The organism is Streptomyces sp. NBC_01304 (genome assembly GCF_035975855.1).
In the GTDB taxonomy this organism is placed as follows: Bacteria; Actinomycetota; Actinomycetes; order Streptomycetales; family Streptomycetaceae; genus Streptomyces.
On the sequence record NZ_CP109055.1, the window covers coordinates 10,446,731 to 10,463,398 of the forward strand.

Consider the following 16,668-nt stretch of genomic DNA (forward strand, 5'->3'; position numbering starts at 1 on the left):
CGCAACACTAGGAGCTGATTCAGTGCCTACGGCAAAGAACGAAGACAAAGAGCCGGTGGTGCGTAACCGCTGGATCGCACTGGCCGTGGTGACGCTTGCGTCATTCCTCGACAATCTCGACGCGAATGCCGTCACGGTCGTACTCCCCGATATCCAAAAGGACTTGGGAGCCGTATTCGGCACCGCGCAGTGGACACTCGCCGGCTACACCCTCGCGTACGCCCTGTTCCTCATCACGGGCGGCCGGCTCGGTGACATCTACGGGCGCAAGCGCCTGTTCCTGATCGGGGTCACCGGCTTCACCGCGGCCTCCGTCGTGTGCGCCGTCGCCACCAACGCCGAGGTACTCGTGGCGGGACGGTTCGGTCAGGGCTTCATGGCGGCACTGATGGTGCCCCAGGCCGTGTCGGTCATCATCACGATGTTCAAGCAGGAGGAGTGGCCGTCGGCGTTCGCCGTCATGGGCATCGCCCTCAGCGTGGGCAGCGTCGGCGGACCCCTGCTCGGCGGACTGCTCGCCGAGTGGGACGTCTTCGGCCTCGGCTGGCGCGCCCTGTTCCTGGTGAACGTGCCGCTCGGTGTGGCCGCCCTCGCGATCGCCGCGAAGTTCATGCCCGAGACCCGCTCCGAGACCCCGCTGCGGCTCGACATCGTCGGCGTGCTGCTCCTCACGACGGCCTCCCTCGGCCTCATGTACCCGCTGGTGCAGGGGCGCGAAGAGGGCTGGCCCGGCTGGATGTTCGCCATGGTGGCGCTCGCCGTCCTCGTGCTCGGCGCGTTCGTCGCGCACCAGCGCCGCCGCCAGAGCCGCGACGGAGCCGCGCTGATCCCGCCGACCCTGTTCAAGTACCGGTCCGCGAAGGTCGGCCTGCCGCTGACGGTGCTCTGCTACGGCGGCGTCGCCTCGTTCTTCCTGGTCCTCACCTTCCACCTGCAGTTCGGCCTGGGCTGGTCCGTCCTGAAGACCGCCCTGGTCCTCGCGGCCTGGCCGGTGGGCATCATCGCCACCTTCCAGATCGCCTGGCGCTTCTCGGGCGGCCGCGGCCGTGACTTCGTACGGCTCGGCGCCCTGCTCATGGCGGCCGGCGCCGGCGGGGTGATCTGGACCGTGACCTCCGGCGGCTCCGACCTCAACTGGGTGGCCCTGGCCGCCGCGGAGCTCGTCATGGGCTTCGGCCTCGGGCTGACCGCCCCGGTCCTCACCGCCGTGGTGCTCGGCGACGTGCCGCCGCAGGACGCGGGCGTCGGCTCCGGCGTGCTCAACGCGGCCATCCAGTTCGGCTCGGCCGCCGGTGTCGCGGGCGTCGGCGCCGTCTACTTCAGCCGCGTCGGCAGCGAGACCCCGAGCGGCGACTTCCCCTCCGCGACGGCGAGCACGCTCGCCGTCAACGTCGGCCTCTTCGTCCTGGCAGCCGTACTCGGCTCCTTCCTCGGCGGCCGTCCCAGCCCGGCAGAGGCCGAGGCGGAGGCGGCCGAGGCGCCGAGCAAGACCGGAAATCCCGCCGAAGCAGTCGCATAGAAATGTCTGGAGGATTGCATGACCGAATCATTCAACTCCGATTCTTCGTCGCAGACCGAGGCCAAGGACAAATTCAAGAAGGCCCTGGAGGCGAAGACCCGAGCATCACGCAACAAGCAGGCGCATGAAGACGGCCGTATGCGGGTCAAGAACATGAGCGGACCCGCCGGCCAGAAGCGCTTCTTCCGTCGCAAGACAGGTTGATTCGCAAGGAATTCGCGCAGTAGCACCAACCACGGCTGCCGCGGCTCGTCCGGTACGGACGGGTCGCGGCAGCCTCTGTTTTCCATCGAGGAATCACCCGCAGAGGTTCGAGGAACGCTCGAAGAATGGTCCACATCCGCTCCGGAACCGCTGGAGCCGAATTGATTTTCTGGGCCGCTGATCAGTCACTTCCGGCCAGAACGGCAGCCACGGTTCCGGATGTCGTGGCCGACTCCAGGGCGGGGCGTCGAGGCGTTGTCGAGCGGGCGTCTAGTCGAGAACGCCAGGGTCTGCTTACGGGCGCGAGTGAGGTGCACGTCCTGTGACGAGGGAGCTGACACCGCCGCCATGACCACTGCCGCCGCCACCTTCGCCGCTGCCGCCGCTGCCGACCCCGGCCGGTGGGAAGCGGACGCGCTCGACCGGGCCCGCCGACTCGAAGAGCTCCTTGGCGACCCGTACGACACCACCAACCCGCACGGGCTGCACGCCCTGTTCGACGCCGACGCCCGGTGCATTCCCCCCGCGCGGACCGAGCAGTTGCTCGCCTCGACGGGCCTCGGTGCCGAGTTCGTGCCCGTCGAGCACGGCGGCCGGCTCACCCGCGCCGATCTGCTCGCCCGCGCCCTGCGCCCGGTCTTCAGGCGCGATGTCGCGCTCGGCTTCGGCTTCGGCATCAGCTCACTGTTCGCCGTCTCCGCGGTCTGGGCGGCCGGCTCGCCCGAACAGCGCCGCCACCTCGCGCAGTTGCTGCTCGGCGGCGGCCGGGCGACGATCCTGCACCACGAACTCGCCCACGCCAACGCGATCCTGCGGCACGAGTTCACCGCCGGCGCCGCACCGGACGGCGGCTACCGCCTCGACGGCCGCAAGGACGTGATCATCAACGCGTCCCGCACCGGCGCTCACGTCGTCTGGGCCCGCACCGATCAGGCCCGCGGCCCGCGCAGCCACTCGGTGCTGCTCCTCGACCCCGCGCAGCTGCCCGCCGAAGCGGCGCGGATCCTGCCGCGCGTGGCCACCCCCGGCATGCGCGGAGCGCTCTTCTCCGGCCTGGAGTTCACCGACTGCCCGGTCCCCGCCGACGCCCTGGTCGGCCGCACCGGGGAGGGCGTCGCCCTCGCCCTGCGCACCTTCCAGGTCAACCGCAGCCTGATCTGCGGCGTCGTCACCGCGGCCGCCGACACCGTCCTGCACTCCGCCGTGCGGGCCGCGACCACCGGCCGCAGCACCCCCATCGCCCGCCGCTGGACCAAGCCGCTCGCCGGGGTCTTCGCCGACCTCCTCGCCTGCGACAGCATGGCCACCGTCGTGCTGCGCGCCCTCAGCCTGCTCCCCGACCGCGCCCATGTGGCCGCCGCAGCCGTCAAGTACGTCGTGCCCGACCTGCTGCGGGAGAACCTCGAGGAGCTGGCCACCGTCCTCGGCGCCCGCGGCTACCAGCACGACAGCCCCGAGTACGGAGCCCTCGACAAGCTCGTCCGCGACCTGCCGGTCGCCGGGCTCGGCCACGCCGGCACCGCCTCCTGCCAGGCGGTGATCGTCCCGCAGCTGCGCACCCTCGCCGAGCGCGCCTGGTTCGCCGAGGAGGAGCCGCCGCCCGAGCTCTTCCGCAGGGGAGCCGAACTGCCCGCCCTCGACTACCGGTTGCTCGGCATCGCAGGCGGCGGCGACTTCATGGCCGCCTCCCTCATCGGCTCCGCCACCCGCCTCGCCCCGTCGCGCGGCGTGGGCGGCCAGATCGCCGTACTGGCCGAACTGGCCGAGGGCTTCGTCAACGAGCTGCGCGCACTGCGCGAACAGTGCCGGAACCTGCCCGCGTACGGCGCCACCGCACTCGCCGACCCCGCCGTGTGCGTACTGGGTGACCGCTACTGCCTGATCGTCGCCGCCGCGGCGGTCCTCGGCATCTGGGAGGGCCAGGACGGCACGGACTCGTTCCTCGCCCACCCGGCCTGGGCGGTGCTCGCCCTGTCCCGCATCGGCGACCGGCTCGGCATCGCCGTGCCGGAACTGCCCGACGGCTGTCTGGACCACGTCCTCGACGAACTGGTCCGCCGCTACCGGCAGGGCCTCAGCTGCGACCTGGACGCCACGTCGCTCGCGCAATGACCAGACCACGGCCTCGCACCACCATCCAGGGAGGACGGACCGTTGACGGACACCGGGCTGACCAGCAGTCAGGACATGGCCCTGACCAGCACCTACGACACGGGGCTGACCAGCAGCTACGACGCAGGGCTGACCAGCACCTACGACACAGAGGTGCCCGTCACACAGGCCTTCGAGTCGGCCGGCCCACGACCCACCGACCGGCCCGGTCGACAGTCCACCGGGCCGGCAGCCGCACAGGCCACCGGACTGCCCGGCACCCATGACGCCGGAGCCGACCGCATCACCGCCCCGGTACACATCAGCGGCCCCAGCGGCCCCTGGCACAAGGTGCGCGAGGGCATGGACCTGCGCGGCAACGCCGTGGTCCACACGACCTGGGGCGAATGGCTCTCGGTCGCCGTCGCCGACCCCGCGCTGCGCCCGCTGCTCGGCCGCGACTGGCAGCGCTACCGCAACACCGCCGACCCGACGATCCGCTACCGGTTCGTCGCCTCCCGCCTGGCAGTCAAGTTCACGGCGGCCGCCGCCCTCGGCACCGAACCCGCCGAGCTCGACCTCGCGTACAAGATCGGCGGCAGACCGTACCTGCGCGGCCTCGACCAGATCGATGTAAGCCTCACCCACACCGACGACCTGATCGCCGTCGGCATCAGCCGCAGCGGACGGATCGGCGTGGACGCCGAACCCGCCGACCGGCAGATGTCGTTCGAGCTGCTCCAGGGCCATGTGTGCACGCCCGCCGAACGCGCCGAACTCGACCTGCTGCCCGAACAGGAGCAGGTGGCGGGCATGTTGCGCCTGTGGACCCTGAAGGAGGCCTACACCAAGGCCCTCGGCCAGGGGCTGCGCCTCGGCTTCACCGAGTTCGGATTCGGCGTCGACAGCGGTGGCCTCCTTGCCCCCGACGGCACCCCGGCCGCCCGTGACGAGTGGGCGTTCGCGACCCACCGGGTGCTCGGCCGCTATCTGATCAGCGTGGCCTGCCACGACTCGGGCCTGGACACCTCCCGCGATACGGCGGCCCGCACGATGCTCGACGAGGGCTTCATGGGCGCGGTCGCCGAACTCCTCGAAGCGGACGGCTGACCCGGGCTCTTCGAAGCTGACGGTTGAGCCGGGCTGCTCGAAGGAGCGGGCCGAGAGCGCGGGCAGAGAGCTGTTCGGGCCCCGGTCAAGGCGCGCTGGAGGAACGCGAGCCGGGCACGCGCGCGGGACTAGCGTGCTGGACGACGGTTGCGGACTCAAGACGAGGAGGCCGTCGTGGGACAGTCGGGCTTCTCGGCGCTGCCGTTGACCCGCCCTGCCTCCCTGCAGGTGCTCTCCGGTGGCGCGTCGACTCCTCCCGAGCGTGCCACCGGAGCGAACGAGTCGGTACGGGTGTACGTCCTCGGGACCGACGCCCTCGCCCGCGGCGGGATCAAGGCGCTCCTGGAAGGGCAGCCCGCCGTCCAGGTGGTCGGCGAGGGAGAGCCTGGGCCCGACGCGCTCGCCGACGCGGTGGCCCTGCGCCCCGACGTACTGCTCGCACACGGCACCTCCGAGCCCGAACTGCCGCCGGGGGACTGCCGGTTGCTCACCGTCGGCGGACCCGAGCCCGCCGAGGGACCCGCCGGGTGCGGCCATCTGCCCGGCACGGCGACGGCCGCCCAGCTGGCCTCCGCGGTCGTGCTGACCGCCGCCGGATACGCCGTCGTGCCGCACTCCGCACAACAGCAGCTCGGGTCCGAGGCGCCGGGCGGCCCTTGCGCGACGACCGTCTCCGACGTGGGGCCCGAACAGCTCACGGAACGCGAGTGCGAGGTCCTGGGCCTGCTGGCCCGCGGCCTGTCCAATACGGAGATAGCGGATGTCCTGACCCTCTCCGAGCACACGGTCAAGACGCATGTGCAGAACCTGCTGAACAAGCTCCGGCTGCGCAACCGCGTCCACGCGGCGATCTACGCGTTCGAGACGGGGCTGCGCCCAGCCGGCCGCCCCGCTTCCGCGACCGGCCGCTCCGCCACCACGACCGGCCGGCCCACCGCCGCGGCCGGCCCCGCACACCGACGTACGGACCGCGACGAGGTGACGCCACAACGAACGGGATGAGGTGACGGACGGGCCGGCACGACAGGCGCGGCGAGGTGACGGACGGGACGCAAGGACCCTCCGGCCGACCGCCGTGTCAGCGCCGTGTCAGCCCCGTATGGGCGGACCCTCGCATACTCGTTCCGCGCTCGCAGAGAGGGGAGGAGGGGGTGCTCCGATGACCACCGACCGATCCTCGTACGTGCCCCGGGGCGCGCCGCTGACCGTGGTCGTCGACCCGGGAAGCCCCTCTCACGGCACCGTGCCCGCCCTGGAGTTGTGCGGCACCCTGGACGTCGCCGGGCTCGAGGCGGCCGTCGAAGAGGTCACCGCCCACCGCCCGCACGGACCGGTCTGGCGCTATCAGCTGCACCGGCACGGCCCCCGCCACCACACGCTGACGCTCACCGCGGTGTCCACCGTCCCCGCAGGCGCGCCGGACGACTTCCCCGTGGGGCTGCTCGCCGATCTGCTCACCGCCGGTCCGACGGCCAAGTGGTCGACCGACGACGCCCGTTACGGCCCGCCGGATGCCCAGGACGGTGCGCCCGTGACGAGTGCGCCGCCGCCGGGACCGGTCAGCGGTTTCGTCACACCCAGCCCGCTCCAGTGCGAGCTCCTTGCCGCCTCCGACGCACAGCCCGGCGCGGGCCGCCACATCGAACAGCTCACCTTCGACTGGCACGGGCCGCTCGACCCCGAACGGTTCGTGGCCGCCTGGCAGTCGGTCTTCGACCACGAGAGCGTGCTGCGGGCCGCCTTCGACGACGCCCCCGACGCCCGGATCGTGCTGCACGAGCGGGTCACGCCCGAGGTGGTACGGCTGCCGTACATCGCCGATGTCTGGGACGCCCTAGTCGAGTCCGACCGGTCGCGCGGCGTGGACCCGCGGCGCCCGGGACCGCTGCGTGTCACCGTCCTGTCCGGCGAGGCCTCGCCGCCGCACGCGTCCCCGGACGGCACCGAGCGGCCCCACCGGGTGCTGCTGACCTACCACCAGGCACTGCTCGACGGCTTCAGCGTCCGCCTCCTGGTCCAGGAGTTCTTCCGTGCCTATCTCGCCGACGGCCGGCTGCCCGGCGGTCACCGGCGCCCCGACCTCGGCGACTACAGCGACTGGCTGGCCGCCCAGGACCTCACCCCCGCAAGGGAGTTCTGGACCCGGGCCGCCCGGTCGGCCGGAGCGGCGAGCCTGCCCGGCCCGGTGGGCGGCAGCGGCCGGCGCGGCGGACCGGGCCGGGCCCGGCTGCGCCTCACCCCCGAGGAGACGGACCGCCTCAGTGCGTGGGCCGGCACCTGGGGCGCGACCGAGTCCAGCGCGCTGCAGGCGGTCTGGGCCCTGCTGCTCTACCGGGGCACGGGCGCCGACGGCACGGCCCCCGTCACCTTCAGCGTGACCGTGTCCGGCCGCGGCATTCCCCTCAAGAGCGTGGAACGGATGCCCGGCGCCCTGCGCAACCCGTTGCCGCTCTCCGTCGACATCGACCCGGACGCCACCGTGCCGCGCCTGCTGACCGTGCTGCGTGACGACGTCCTCGCCCTGTCCGCGTACGAATGGGTCTCCGCGGGCCAGATCCGCGCCTGGACCGACCGGCCGGCTGCCGAGATCGGAGTGGTACGGGCCGGCGACGGACAGCCCGACGACGGACAGCGCGGAGACGGACAGCGCGGAGAGGGGCGGCCCGGAAAGGGGCAGCGCGGAGAGGGGCAGCCCGGCGACGGACAGGCCGGAGAGGGGCAGTCCGCCCCCGGGAGCCTGCTCGTCTTCCAGAGCAACCTGCAGCCCGCCGTCGCACCACCCGCCGAGCTCGCCGCCCACGGCATCCGCGTGTCGACGCCCACGACCCTCGACGCCGACACCGCCTTCCCCCTCACCCTCGTCGCGCACCGCGACAGCACCGACGGCCTCGTCCTGGCCCTCTCGCACGACCTGGCCTGGCTCCCGGAAGCCTCCGAAGTCCTCGCCGACGTCGGCCGGCTGCTGCGCCGACTCCCTTACGACGCCGACGAGTTCATGACCATCCGGCAGCTGCTCGGCGCCCTCGCAAGCCCCGCCCCAGCGCGCCCCGAGCCGCTGCTGCGTACGCTCAGGGTCGCCGCACACGCCGATGCCGGCACGGTCTGCCTCATCGCGGCGCCGGAACTGCCGGACTCCCGATACGAACAGCTCGCCCGCTCCTACCCCGGCCCGGAGGCGGTGGTCCTGCTGAGCTCCGTGCCGGCCACGGCGGCGGACCGGCACGCCGTGCTCCCGGCCCTCATCGGCAACGGCGAACGCCTGGTGCTCGGCGGCTTCTCCGGCGGCGGCGCGGCCGCGTACGAGTTCGCCCGGCGCCTGGTGGCGGAGGGCGCCGCCCCGCCGCTGGTGGTGCTCACCAACGCCGCCACCCCCGTCGACGACCTCGCGCGGGCGCTCGAAGCCGCCGCGGAACGCGCGGGATGAACTTCATACGCGAGGAACCTCATGCACGCCGAACGTGATGACCTCCCTGCACGCCGAACGTACTGAGAACTCACCCTTCTGGAGAGCCATGTCCCGTCGCCTGTTCACCTCGGAGTCCGTGACCGAGGGACACCCTGACAAGATCGCCGACCAGATCAGCGACACGATCCTGGACGCGCTGCTGCGCCAGGACCCGTCCTCGCGCGTCGCGGTCGAGACCCTGATCACCACCGGCCAGGTGCACGTCGCGGGCGAGGTGACGACCGGCGCGTACGCCGATGTCGCCACCCTCGTGCGCGAAAAGATCCTGGAGATCGGCTACGACGCGTCGGGCAAGGGCTTCGACGGGGCGTCCTGCGGTGTGTCCGTGTCGATCGGCGCCCAGTCGCCCGACATCGCCCAGGGTGTCGACACCGCTTACGAACGACGCGTCGAAGGCGCCGAGGACGACGCGCTCGACAGCCAGGGCGCCGGCGACCAGGGCCTGATGTTCGGGTACGCCACCGACGAGACGCCCAGTCTGATGCCGCTGCCGATCGAGCTGGCCCACCGCCTCTCGCACCGGCTCAGCGAGGTCCGCAAGGACGGCACCGTCCCCTACCTGCGCCCCGACGGCAAGACCCAGGTCACCATCGAGTACCTGGGCAGCCGCCCGGTCCGCCTGGACACCGTCGTCGTCTCCTCCCAGCACGCCGCCGGCATCGACCTGGACGAGCTGCTGGTCCCCGACATACGCCGGCACGTCGTCGAGCACGTACTGGCCCAACTCGCCGACGACGACATCAAGTTGGAGACCGAGGACTACCGCCTCCTGGTCAACCCCACCGGCCGGTTCGAGATCGGCGGCCCGATGGGCGACGCGGGTCTGACCGGCCGCAAGATCATCATCGACACCTACGGCGGCATGGCCCGCCACGGCGGCGGCGCCTTCTCCGGCAAGGACCCGTCCAAGGTCGACCGCTCGGCCGCCTACGCGACACGCTGGGTCGCCAAGAACATCGTCGCCGCGGGCCTCGCCGCCCGTTGCGAGGTCCAGGTCGCCTACGCCATCGGCAAGGCCGAACCCGTCGGTCTCTTCGTCGAGACCTTCGGCACCGGCACCGTCGCCCAGGAACGCATCGAGAAGGCCATCACCGAGGTCTTCGACCTCCGCCCGGCCGCGATCATCCGCGACCTCGACCTGCTCCGCCCGATCTACGCCCAGACAGCAGCATACGGCCACTTCGGCCGCGAACTGCCGGACTTCACCTGGGAGCGGACCGACCGGGCGCAGGCGCTCAAGGCGGCCGCAGGAGTCTGACGGGCGTCCGACGGGCGTCCGAACCGGCGTCCGTCCGGCGCCGAGGGCGCCACCTCACCGGCCCAGGGGGCGGACAGCATCCCCCGGCCCCGACCCCGACACCGGCCCCGGCCTTCGGCCGCCCGATCAGGAGTTCAGGAGTTCAGGTGCGTATCGCGGTGACAGGCTCCATAGCCACAGACCATCTGATGGTCTTCCCCGGCCGGTTCGCGGATCAGCTGATCCCCGACCAGCTCGCCCATGTCTCGCTCTCCTTCCTGGTCGACGCGCTCGAAGTGCGCCGGGGCGGAGTCGCGGCCAACATCGCCTTCGGGCTCGGCAGCCTCGGTCTCGAACCGCTCCTCGTCGGAGCCGTGGGAAGCGACTTCGCCGAGTACGAGGTGTGGCTCAAGGAACACGGCGTCGACACCGGCGCCGTCCACGTCTCCACCGAACGGCAGACCGCCCGCTTCACCTGCGTCACCGACCAGGATGCCAACCAGATCGCGTCGTTCTACGCCGGTGCCATGCAGGAGGCCCGCGACATCGACCTCTGGCACCTCACCGGCGGGCAGAGCAGGCCCGACCTCGTGCTGATCGGCCCGAACGACCCGGCCGCGATGCTCCGCCACACCGAGGAGTGCCGGGACCTCGGCCTCGCCTTCGCCGCCGACCCCTCCCAGCAACTCGCCCGCCTGGAGGGCTCGGAGGTACGGGACCTGGTGTGCGGCGCCCGCTGGCTGTTCACCAACGAGTACGAGTCCGCCCTGCTGCTCGAACGTGCCGGCTGGGAACGCGGCGACGTCCTCGAACGCGTCGGCACCTGGATCACCACGCTGGGCGGCGAGGGCGTACGCATCGAGGCCGCGAACCAGCCACCGGTCAAGGTCCCGGCCGTACCCGACGCCCACGTGGCGGACCCCACCGGCGTCGGTGACGCCTTCCGCGCCGGCTTCCTCGCCGCGGCCGGCGACGGACTGCCACTGGAGTCCGCGGCCCGACTCGGCTGCGTACTGGCCTCACTCGCCCTGGACACGGTCGGCTCACAGTCGTACAGCGTGGACGCCGCACAGCTCCTGGCGACGGCCACGCGCGCGTACGGCGCCGAGGCCGCGGCGGAACTCGCCCCGCTCCTGGAGCGCACACCATGACGGCGACCCGCATCTCCGCTCTCCGTGAGGCGCTTGCCACTCGTGTGGTGGTGGCCGACGGGGCGATGGGCACGATGCTTCAGGCGCAGGACCCCACGCTCGATGACTTTCAGCAGCTCGAGGGCTGTAACGAGATTCTGAACGTGACCCGGCCGGACATTGTGCGGTCGGTGCACGAGGAGTATTTCGCGGTCGGTGTGGACTGCGTGGAGACGAATACGTTCGGTGCGAACTTCGCCGCGTTGAACGAGTACGACATTCCCGAGCGGAATTTCGAGCTTTCGGAGTCCGGCGCCCGGATCGCCCGCGAGGTCGCGGACGAGTTCGGTGCGAAGGACGGCCGTCAGCGGTGGGTGCTCGGGTCGATGGGTCCCGGCACGAAGTTGCCGACGTTGGGCCATGCCCCGTACGTCACGCTGCGGGACGCGTACCAGATCAATGCCGAGGGCATGATCGCCGGTGGTGCGGATGCCCTGTTGGTGGAGACGACGCAGGACCTGCTGCAGACCAAGGCCGCGATTCTCGGTGCCCGTAGGGCTCTGGAGGCGACCGGTACGAACCTTCCGGTGATCTGTTCGGTGACGGTGGAGACGACCGGCACGATGCTGCTGGGCTCGGAGATCGGCGCCGCCCTGACGGCGTTGGAGCCGTTGGGCATCGACATGATCGGCCTCAACTGCGCGACCGGCCCGGCGGAGATGAGCGAGCATCTGCGCTATCTGGCCCGGCATTCGCGGATCCCGATCTCCTGCATGCCCAATGCCGGCCTGCCGGTACTCGGTAAGGACGGCGCGCACTATCCGCTGTCCGCTTCGGAGATGGCGGACGCTCAGGAGACGTTCGTACGTGAATACGGCCTGTCCCTGGTCGGTGGGTGTTGCGGTACGACGCCGGAGCATCTGCGCCAGGTGGTGGAGCGGGTTCGCGGCATGGCTCCGACTGCTCGTGAGCCGCGTCCGGAGCCGGGTGCCGCCTCGCTGTATCAGACGGTGCCGTTCCGGCAGGACACCTCTTACATGGCCATTGGTGAGCGGACGAACGCGAACGGGTCGAAGAAGTTCCGTGAGGCCATGCTCGAGGCCCGTTGGGACGACTGTGTGGAGATGGCGCGGGATCAGATCCGTGAGGGTGCGCACATGCTCGACCTGTGCGTCGACTACGTCGGCCGGGACGGTGTCGCGGACATGGAAGAGCTGGCGGGCCGCTTCGCCACTGCTTCTACGTTGCCGATCGTGCTGGACTCCACCGAAGTGCCGGTGATTCAGGCCGGGTTGGAGAAGCTGGGCGGTCGCGCGGTCATCAACTCCGTCAACTACGAGGACGGCGACGGCCCCGAATCCCGCTTCGCGAAGGTCACCAAGCTGGCGCAGGAGCACGGTGCCGCGCTGATCGCGTTGACCATCGACGAGGAGGGCCAGGCGCGCACGGTCGAGCACAAGGTAGCCATCGCGGAGCGTCTGATCGAGGACTTGACCGGCAACTGGGGCATCCACGAGTCGGACATCCTCATCGACACCCTGACCTTCACCATCTGCACAGGTCAGGAGGAGTCGAGGGGCGACGGCATCGCGACGATCGAGGCGATCCGCGAGCTGAAGCGCCGCCACCCCGATGTTCAGACCACCCTGGGCCTGTCCAACATCTCCTTCGGTCTCAACCCGGCCGCCCGCGTCGTCCTCAACTCCGTCTTCCTGGACGAGTGTGTGAAGGCGGGCCTGGATTCGGCGATCGTGCACGCGAGCAAGATTCTGCCGATCGCCCGGCTGGAAGAGGAGCAGGTGAAGGTCGCCCTCGACCTGATCTACGACCGCCGTGCGGAGGGTTACGACCCGCTGCAGAAGCTGATGGCGTTGTTCGAGGGCGCCACGATGAAGTCGATGAAGGCGGGCAAGGCCGAGGAGCTTCTGGCCCTGCCGCTGGAGGAGCGTCTGCAGCGGCGCATCATCGACGGCGAGAAGAAGGGCCTGGAGGCCGACCTCGACGAGGCCCTCACCAGCACGCCGGCCCTGGACATCGTCAACAACACCCTCCTGGAGGGCATGAAGGTCGTCGGTGAGCTCTTCGGGTCGGGGCAGATGCAGTTGCCGTTCGTGCTGCAGTCCGCCGAGGTGATGAAGACCGCGGTCGCCCACCTGGAGCCGCACATGGAAAAGAGCGATGCGGAGGGCAAGGGCACCATCGTCCTGGCCACGGTCCGCGGTGACGTGCATGACATCGGCAAGAACCTGGTCGACATCATCTTGTCGAACAACGGCTACAACGTGGTCAACCTCGGGATCAAGCAGCCGGTCTCGGCGATCCTGGAGGCGGCCGAGGAGCACCGTGCGGATGTGATCGGCATGTCCGGTCTGCTGGTGAAGTCCACGGTGATCATGAAGGAGAACCTTCAGGAGCTCAACCAGCGCAAGCTGGCCGCCGACTTCCCCGTCATCCTGGGCGGCGCCGCGCTGACACGGGCGTACGTCGAGCAGGACCTGCACGAAATCTACGAGGGCGAAGTCCGCTACGCCCGCGACGCGTTCGAGGGTCTGCGTCTGATGGACGCGTTGATCGCGGTCAAGCGCGGAGTACCGGGGGCGACGCTCCCGGAGCTCAAGCAGCGCCGCGTCAAGGCGACTTCAAATGCTGTGGTCGAGGAGCGGATCGAGGAGGGCCCGGCCCGCTCGGACGTGGCTGTCGACAACCCCATCCCCGCCCCGCCGTTCTGGGGCACCCGCGTCATCAAGGGCATCCAGCTCAAGGAGTACGCGTCCTGGCTGGACGAGGGCGCCCTGTTCAAGGGCCAGTGGGGCCTCAAGCAGGCCCGCAAGGGCGACGGACCGACGTACGAGGAACTCGTCGAGACCGAGGGGCGTCCCCACCTGCGCGGCTGGCTGGACCGGCTGCAGACGGACAACCTCCTCGAAGCGGCTGTGGTCCACGGCTACTTCCCCTGTGTCTCCAAGGGCGAGGACCTGATCATTCTCAATGAGCAGGGCAACGAACGGACCCGGTTCACCTTCCCCCGTCAGCGTCGCGGCCGCTATTTGTGTCTGGCGGACTTCTTCCGCCCCGAGGAGTCCGGCGAGATCGACGTGGTCGGCCTGCAGGTCGTGACCATGGGCTCGAAGATCGGTGAGGCCACGGCCGAGCTCTTCGAATCCAACTCCTACCGTGACTACCTCGAACTGCACGGCCTGTCCGTCCAGTTGGCCGAGGCCCTCGCCGAGTACTGGCACGCCCGCGTCCGCACCGAACTGGGCATCGCCGCGGACGACCCGGGTTCGATGGACGGCATGTTCCGCACCGAATACCAGGGCTGCCGCTACTCCCTGGGCTATCCCGCCTGCCCCGACCTTGAAGACCGGGCGAAGATCGCCGATCTGCTGCAGCCGGAGCGGATCGGGGTCCAGCTCTCCGAGGAGTTCCAGCTCCACCCCGAGCAGTCCACCGACGCCATCGTGCTGCACCACCCCGAAGCGACGTACTTCAACGCGGGAGGCCGGGCATGACCTCCTCCCTGCGCGACACCCTCGCGAGCGGGAAGCGCTCCTTCTCGTTCGAGTTCTTCCCGCCGAAGACCGAAGCGGGCGCACGTACGTTGTGGAACGCGATCCGCCGGATCGAGCCCCTGGCACCGACGTTCGTGTCCGTCACCTACGGTGCGGGCGGCTCGTCGAGGGACCGTACGGTCGAGGTGACCAAGCGCATCGCGGCCGAGACGACCCTGCGGCCCGTCGCCCACCTCACCGCCGTCGGCCACTCGGTCGCCGAACTGCGCCACATCATCGGCCAGTACGCGGACGCCGGCGTACGCGACGTCCTCGCCCTGCGCGGCGACCCGCCGGGCGACCCCAACGCCCCCTGGATCCCGCATCCGGAGGGCTACTCCCATGCCCATGAACTGGTCTCCCTGGTAAGGCAGTCGGGGAACTTCAGCGTCGGCGTGGCCGCCTTCCCCGAGCGGCACCCGCGCTCACCCGACTGGGACAGCGACATCCGGCACTACGTCAACAAGTGCCGGGCCGGCGCCGACTACGCCATCACCCAGATGTTCTTCCACGTCGACGACTATCTGCGGCTGCGCGACCGGGTGGCCGCGGCGGGCTGCGACACCCCGATCATCCCCGAGATCATGCCCGCCACCGACGTACGCCAGATCCGCCGCTTCGCCGAACTCAGCAGCGCGGCCTTCCCACCGGAGCTCGCCCGCCGCCTGGAGGCAGCCGGCGGGGATCCGGCCGAAGGGCACCGCATCGGGGTCGCCTACGCCACCGCCATGGCCGACCGGCTGCTGGCCGAAGGCGCCCCCGGGCTGCACTACATCACGCTCAACAAGTCGACCGCGACGCTCGAGATCCACCAGAACATCCAGAACTCAAGGAGTGCTCATGTCCTCGCAGCCCCACGCTGACTTCAAGGATTTCAAGGTCGCGGACCTGTCCCTTGCCGAGTTCGGCCGTAAGGAGATCACGCTCGCCGAGCACGAGATGCCCGGCCTGATGTCGATCCGCAAGGAGTTCGCCGCCACGCAGCCGCTGGCCGGCGCCCGGATCACCGGCTCGCTGCACATGACCGTGCAGACCGCCGTCCTCATCGAGACCCTGGTCGCGCTCGGCGCGGAGGTCCGCTGGGTGTCCTGCAACATCTACTCCACCCAGGACCACGCGGCGGCCGCCATCGCCGCCGCGGGCATCCCGGTGTTCGCCTGGAAGGGCGAGACGCTGGAGGAGTACTGGTGGTGCACCGAGCAGGCCCTGGCCTGGCCCGGCCAGCCCGGCCCCAACATGATCCTGGACGATGGCGGCGACGCAACCCTCCTCGTCCACAAGGGACTTGAGTACCAGAAGGCCGGCAAGGTCCCCGCGGTCGAGACGGCCGAGAACGACGAGCACCGCGTCATCCTCGAACTCCTCCACAGCACCACGCTGGACTGGTCCCAGGTCGCCTCGGAGATCCGCGGTGTGACGGAGGAGACCACCACCGGTGTCCACCGTCTGTATGAGATGCACCGTGACGGGACGCTGCTGTTCCCGGCGATCAACGTCAATGACGCGGTGACGAAGTCGAAGTTCGACAACAAGTACGGCTGCCGTCACTCGTTGATCGACGGCATCAACCGTGGCACCGACGTGTTGATCGGCGGCAAGACCGCGGTCGTGTTCGGGTACGGCGATGTCGGCAAGGGCTGTGCGGAGTCGCTGCGCGGCCAGGGCGCCCGCGTCATCGTCACGGAGATCGACCCGATCTGCGCGTTGCAGGCGGCGATGGACGGCTACCAGGTCACCACGCTGGACGAGGTCGTCGACAAGGCCGACATTTTCGTCACCACGACCGGCAACAAGGACATCATCATGGCGAGCGACATGGCCAAGATGAAGCACCAGGCGATCGTCGGGAACATCGGTCACTTCGACAACGAGATCGACATGGCCGGCCTGGCCCAGATCCCGGGCATCGTCAAGGACGAGGTCAAGCCGCAGGTCCACACCTGGACGTTCCCCGACGGCAAGGTCCTCATCGTGCTGTCCGAGGGCCGTCTGCTGAACCTGGGCAACGCCACCGGGCACCCCTCCTTCGTGATGTCCAACAGCTTCGCGGACCAGACCCTCGCCCAGATCGAGCTGTTCACCAAGCCCGAGGAGTACCCGACCGACGTCTACGTGCTGCCCAAGCACCTGGACGAGAAGGTCGCCCGCCTCCACCTCGACGCCCTCGGCGTGAAGCTCACCGAACTGCGCCCGGAGCAGGCCGACTACATCGGTGTCCCGGTCGAGGGCCCGTACAAGTCCGACCACTACCGCTACTGACCCACACCGGTCACGTACTGACCGACGCCGGTCGCACGAACGGCTGGGGGCCGCCACCGCTCACGCGGTGGCGGCCCCCAGCCGTTCGGTCGGGACGGTGC

At 70.2% G+C, this 16,668-nt stretch carries 11 protein-coding genes; all 11 read left to right on the forward strand.

Translation table 11 applies throughout. The features are described 5' to 3' along the window. Nucleotides 1-22: 22 nt before the first annotated feature. The 11 genes from OG430_RS46655 to ahcY all read left to right on the forward strand — a co-directional run bounded on the left by OG430_RS46655 (nucleotide 23) and on the right by ahcY (nucleotide 16,567). Entirely contained in the window at nucleotides 23-1,519 is a 1,497-nt protein-coding gene (locus tag OG430_RS46655) for an MFS transporter (protein WP_327358805.1), read from the forward strand. A gap of 18 nt (nucleotides 1,520-1,537) precedes the next feature. Then, the gene (locus tag OG430_RS46660) at nucleotides 1,538-1,723 is read left to right on the forward strand and encodes a DUF5302 domain-containing protein (RefSeq protein ID WP_327358806.1); all 186 of its coding nucleotides are present in this window, start codon (nucleotides 1,538-1,540) and stop codon (nucleotides 1,721-1,723) included. 348 nt (nucleotides 1,724-2,071) lie between these two features. After that, complete coding sequence (locus tag OG430_RS46665; protein ID WP_327358807.1) at nucleotides 2,072-3,835, forward strand: acyl-CoA dehydrogenase; 1,764 nt, start codon at nucleotides 2,072-2,074, stop codon at nucleotides 3,833-3,835. 42 nt (nucleotides 3,836-3,877) lie between these two features. Next, nucleotides 3,878-4,924, forward strand: a complete 1,047-nt coding sequence (locus tag OG430_RS46670) for a 4'-phosphopantetheinyl transferase family protein (RefSeq protein WP_327358808.1) — start codon at nucleotides 3,878-3,880, stop codon at nucleotides 4,922-4,924. 174 nt (nucleotides 4,925-5,098) lie between these two features. Beyond that, on the forward strand, nucleotides 5,099-5,926 hold the full coding sequence (locus OG430_RS46675; protein ID WP_327358809.1) for a response regulator transcription factor: 828 nt from the start codon (nucleotides 5,099-5,101) through the stop codon (nucleotides 5,924-5,926). Nucleotides 5,927-6,083: 157 nt separating this feature from the next. Then, nucleotides 6,084-8,348: a condensation domain-containing protein gene (locus tag OG430_RS46680; protein ID WP_327358810.1), complete on the forward strand. Its 2,265-nt coding sequence runs from the start codon at nucleotides 6,084-6,086 to the stop codon at nucleotides 8,346-8,348. An 88-nt stretch (nucleotides 8,349-8,436) separates the two neighbouring features. Then, nucleotides 8,437-9,648, forward strand: a complete 1,212-nt coding sequence (gene metK / locus OG430_RS46685) for a methionine adenosyltransferase (protein WP_327358811.1) — start codon at nucleotides 8,437-8,439, stop codon at nucleotides 9,646-9,648. 146 nt (nucleotides 9,649-9,794) lie between these two features. Then, entirely contained in the window at nucleotides 9,795-10,778 is a 984-nt protein-coding gene (locus OG430_RS46690; protein ID WP_327358812.1) for a carbohydrate kinase family protein, read from the forward strand. Further along, complete coding sequence (metH, locus tag OG430_RS46695) at nucleotides 10,775-14,269, forward strand: methionine synthase (protein WP_327358813.1); 3,495 nt, start codon at nucleotides 10,775-10,777, stop codon at nucleotides 14,267-14,269. Before OG430_RS46690 ends, metH begins: the two co-directional genes overlap by 4 nt. Beyond that, nucleotides 14,266-15,171, forward strand: coding sequence for a methylenetetrahydrofolate reductase [NAD(P)H] (gene metF / locus OG430_RS46700; protein WP_327358814.1), 906 nt, complete (start codon nucleotides 14,266-14,268; stop codon nucleotides 15,169-15,171). Before metH ends, metF begins: the two co-directional genes overlap by 4 nt. Beyond that, nucleotides 15,149-16,567 carry an adenosylhomocysteinase gene (gene ahcY / locus OG430_RS46705; protein WP_327358815.1) on the forward strand — a complete coding sequence of 473 codons (1,419 nt, stop codon included), beginning with the start codon at nucleotides 15,149-15,151 and terminating at the stop codon, nucleotides 16,565-16,567. The genes metF and ahcY overlap by 23 nt, the downstream gene beginning before the upstream one ends. Nucleotides 16,568-16,668 lie beyond the last annotated feature (101 nt).

What these genes read in the sequence shown, in the direction of transcription:
- OG430_RS46680 (WP_327358810.1), top strand. Translation starts at nt 6,084, where the DNA reads ATGACCACCGACCGATCCTCGTACGTGCCCCGGGGCGCGCCGCTGACC.
- OG430_RS46665 (WP_327358807.1), top strand. Translation starts at nt 2,072, where the DNA reads ATGACCACTGCCGCCGCCACCTTCGCCGCTGCCGCCGCTGCCGACCCC.
- OG430_RS46660 (WP_327358806.1), top strand. Translation starts at nt 1,538, where the DNA reads ATGACCGAATCATTCAACTCCGATTCTTCGTCGCAGACCGAGGCCAAG.
- metK (WP_327358811.1), top strand. Translation starts at nt 8,437, where the DNA reads ATGTCCCGTCGCCTGTTCACCTCGGAGTCCGTGACCGAGGGACACCCT.
- metF (WP_327358814.1), top strand. Translation starts at nt 14,266, where the DNA reads ATGACCTCCTCCCTGCGCGACACCCTCGCGAGCGGGAAGCGCTCCTTC.
- metH (WP_327358813.1), top strand. Translation starts at nt 10,775, where the DNA reads ATGACGGCGACCCGCATCTCCGCTCTCCGTGAGGCGCTTGCCACTCGT.
- ahcY (WP_327358815.1), top strand. Translation starts at nt 15,149, where the DNA reads ATGTCCTCGCAGCCCCACGCTGACTTCAAGGATTTCAAGGTCGCGGAC.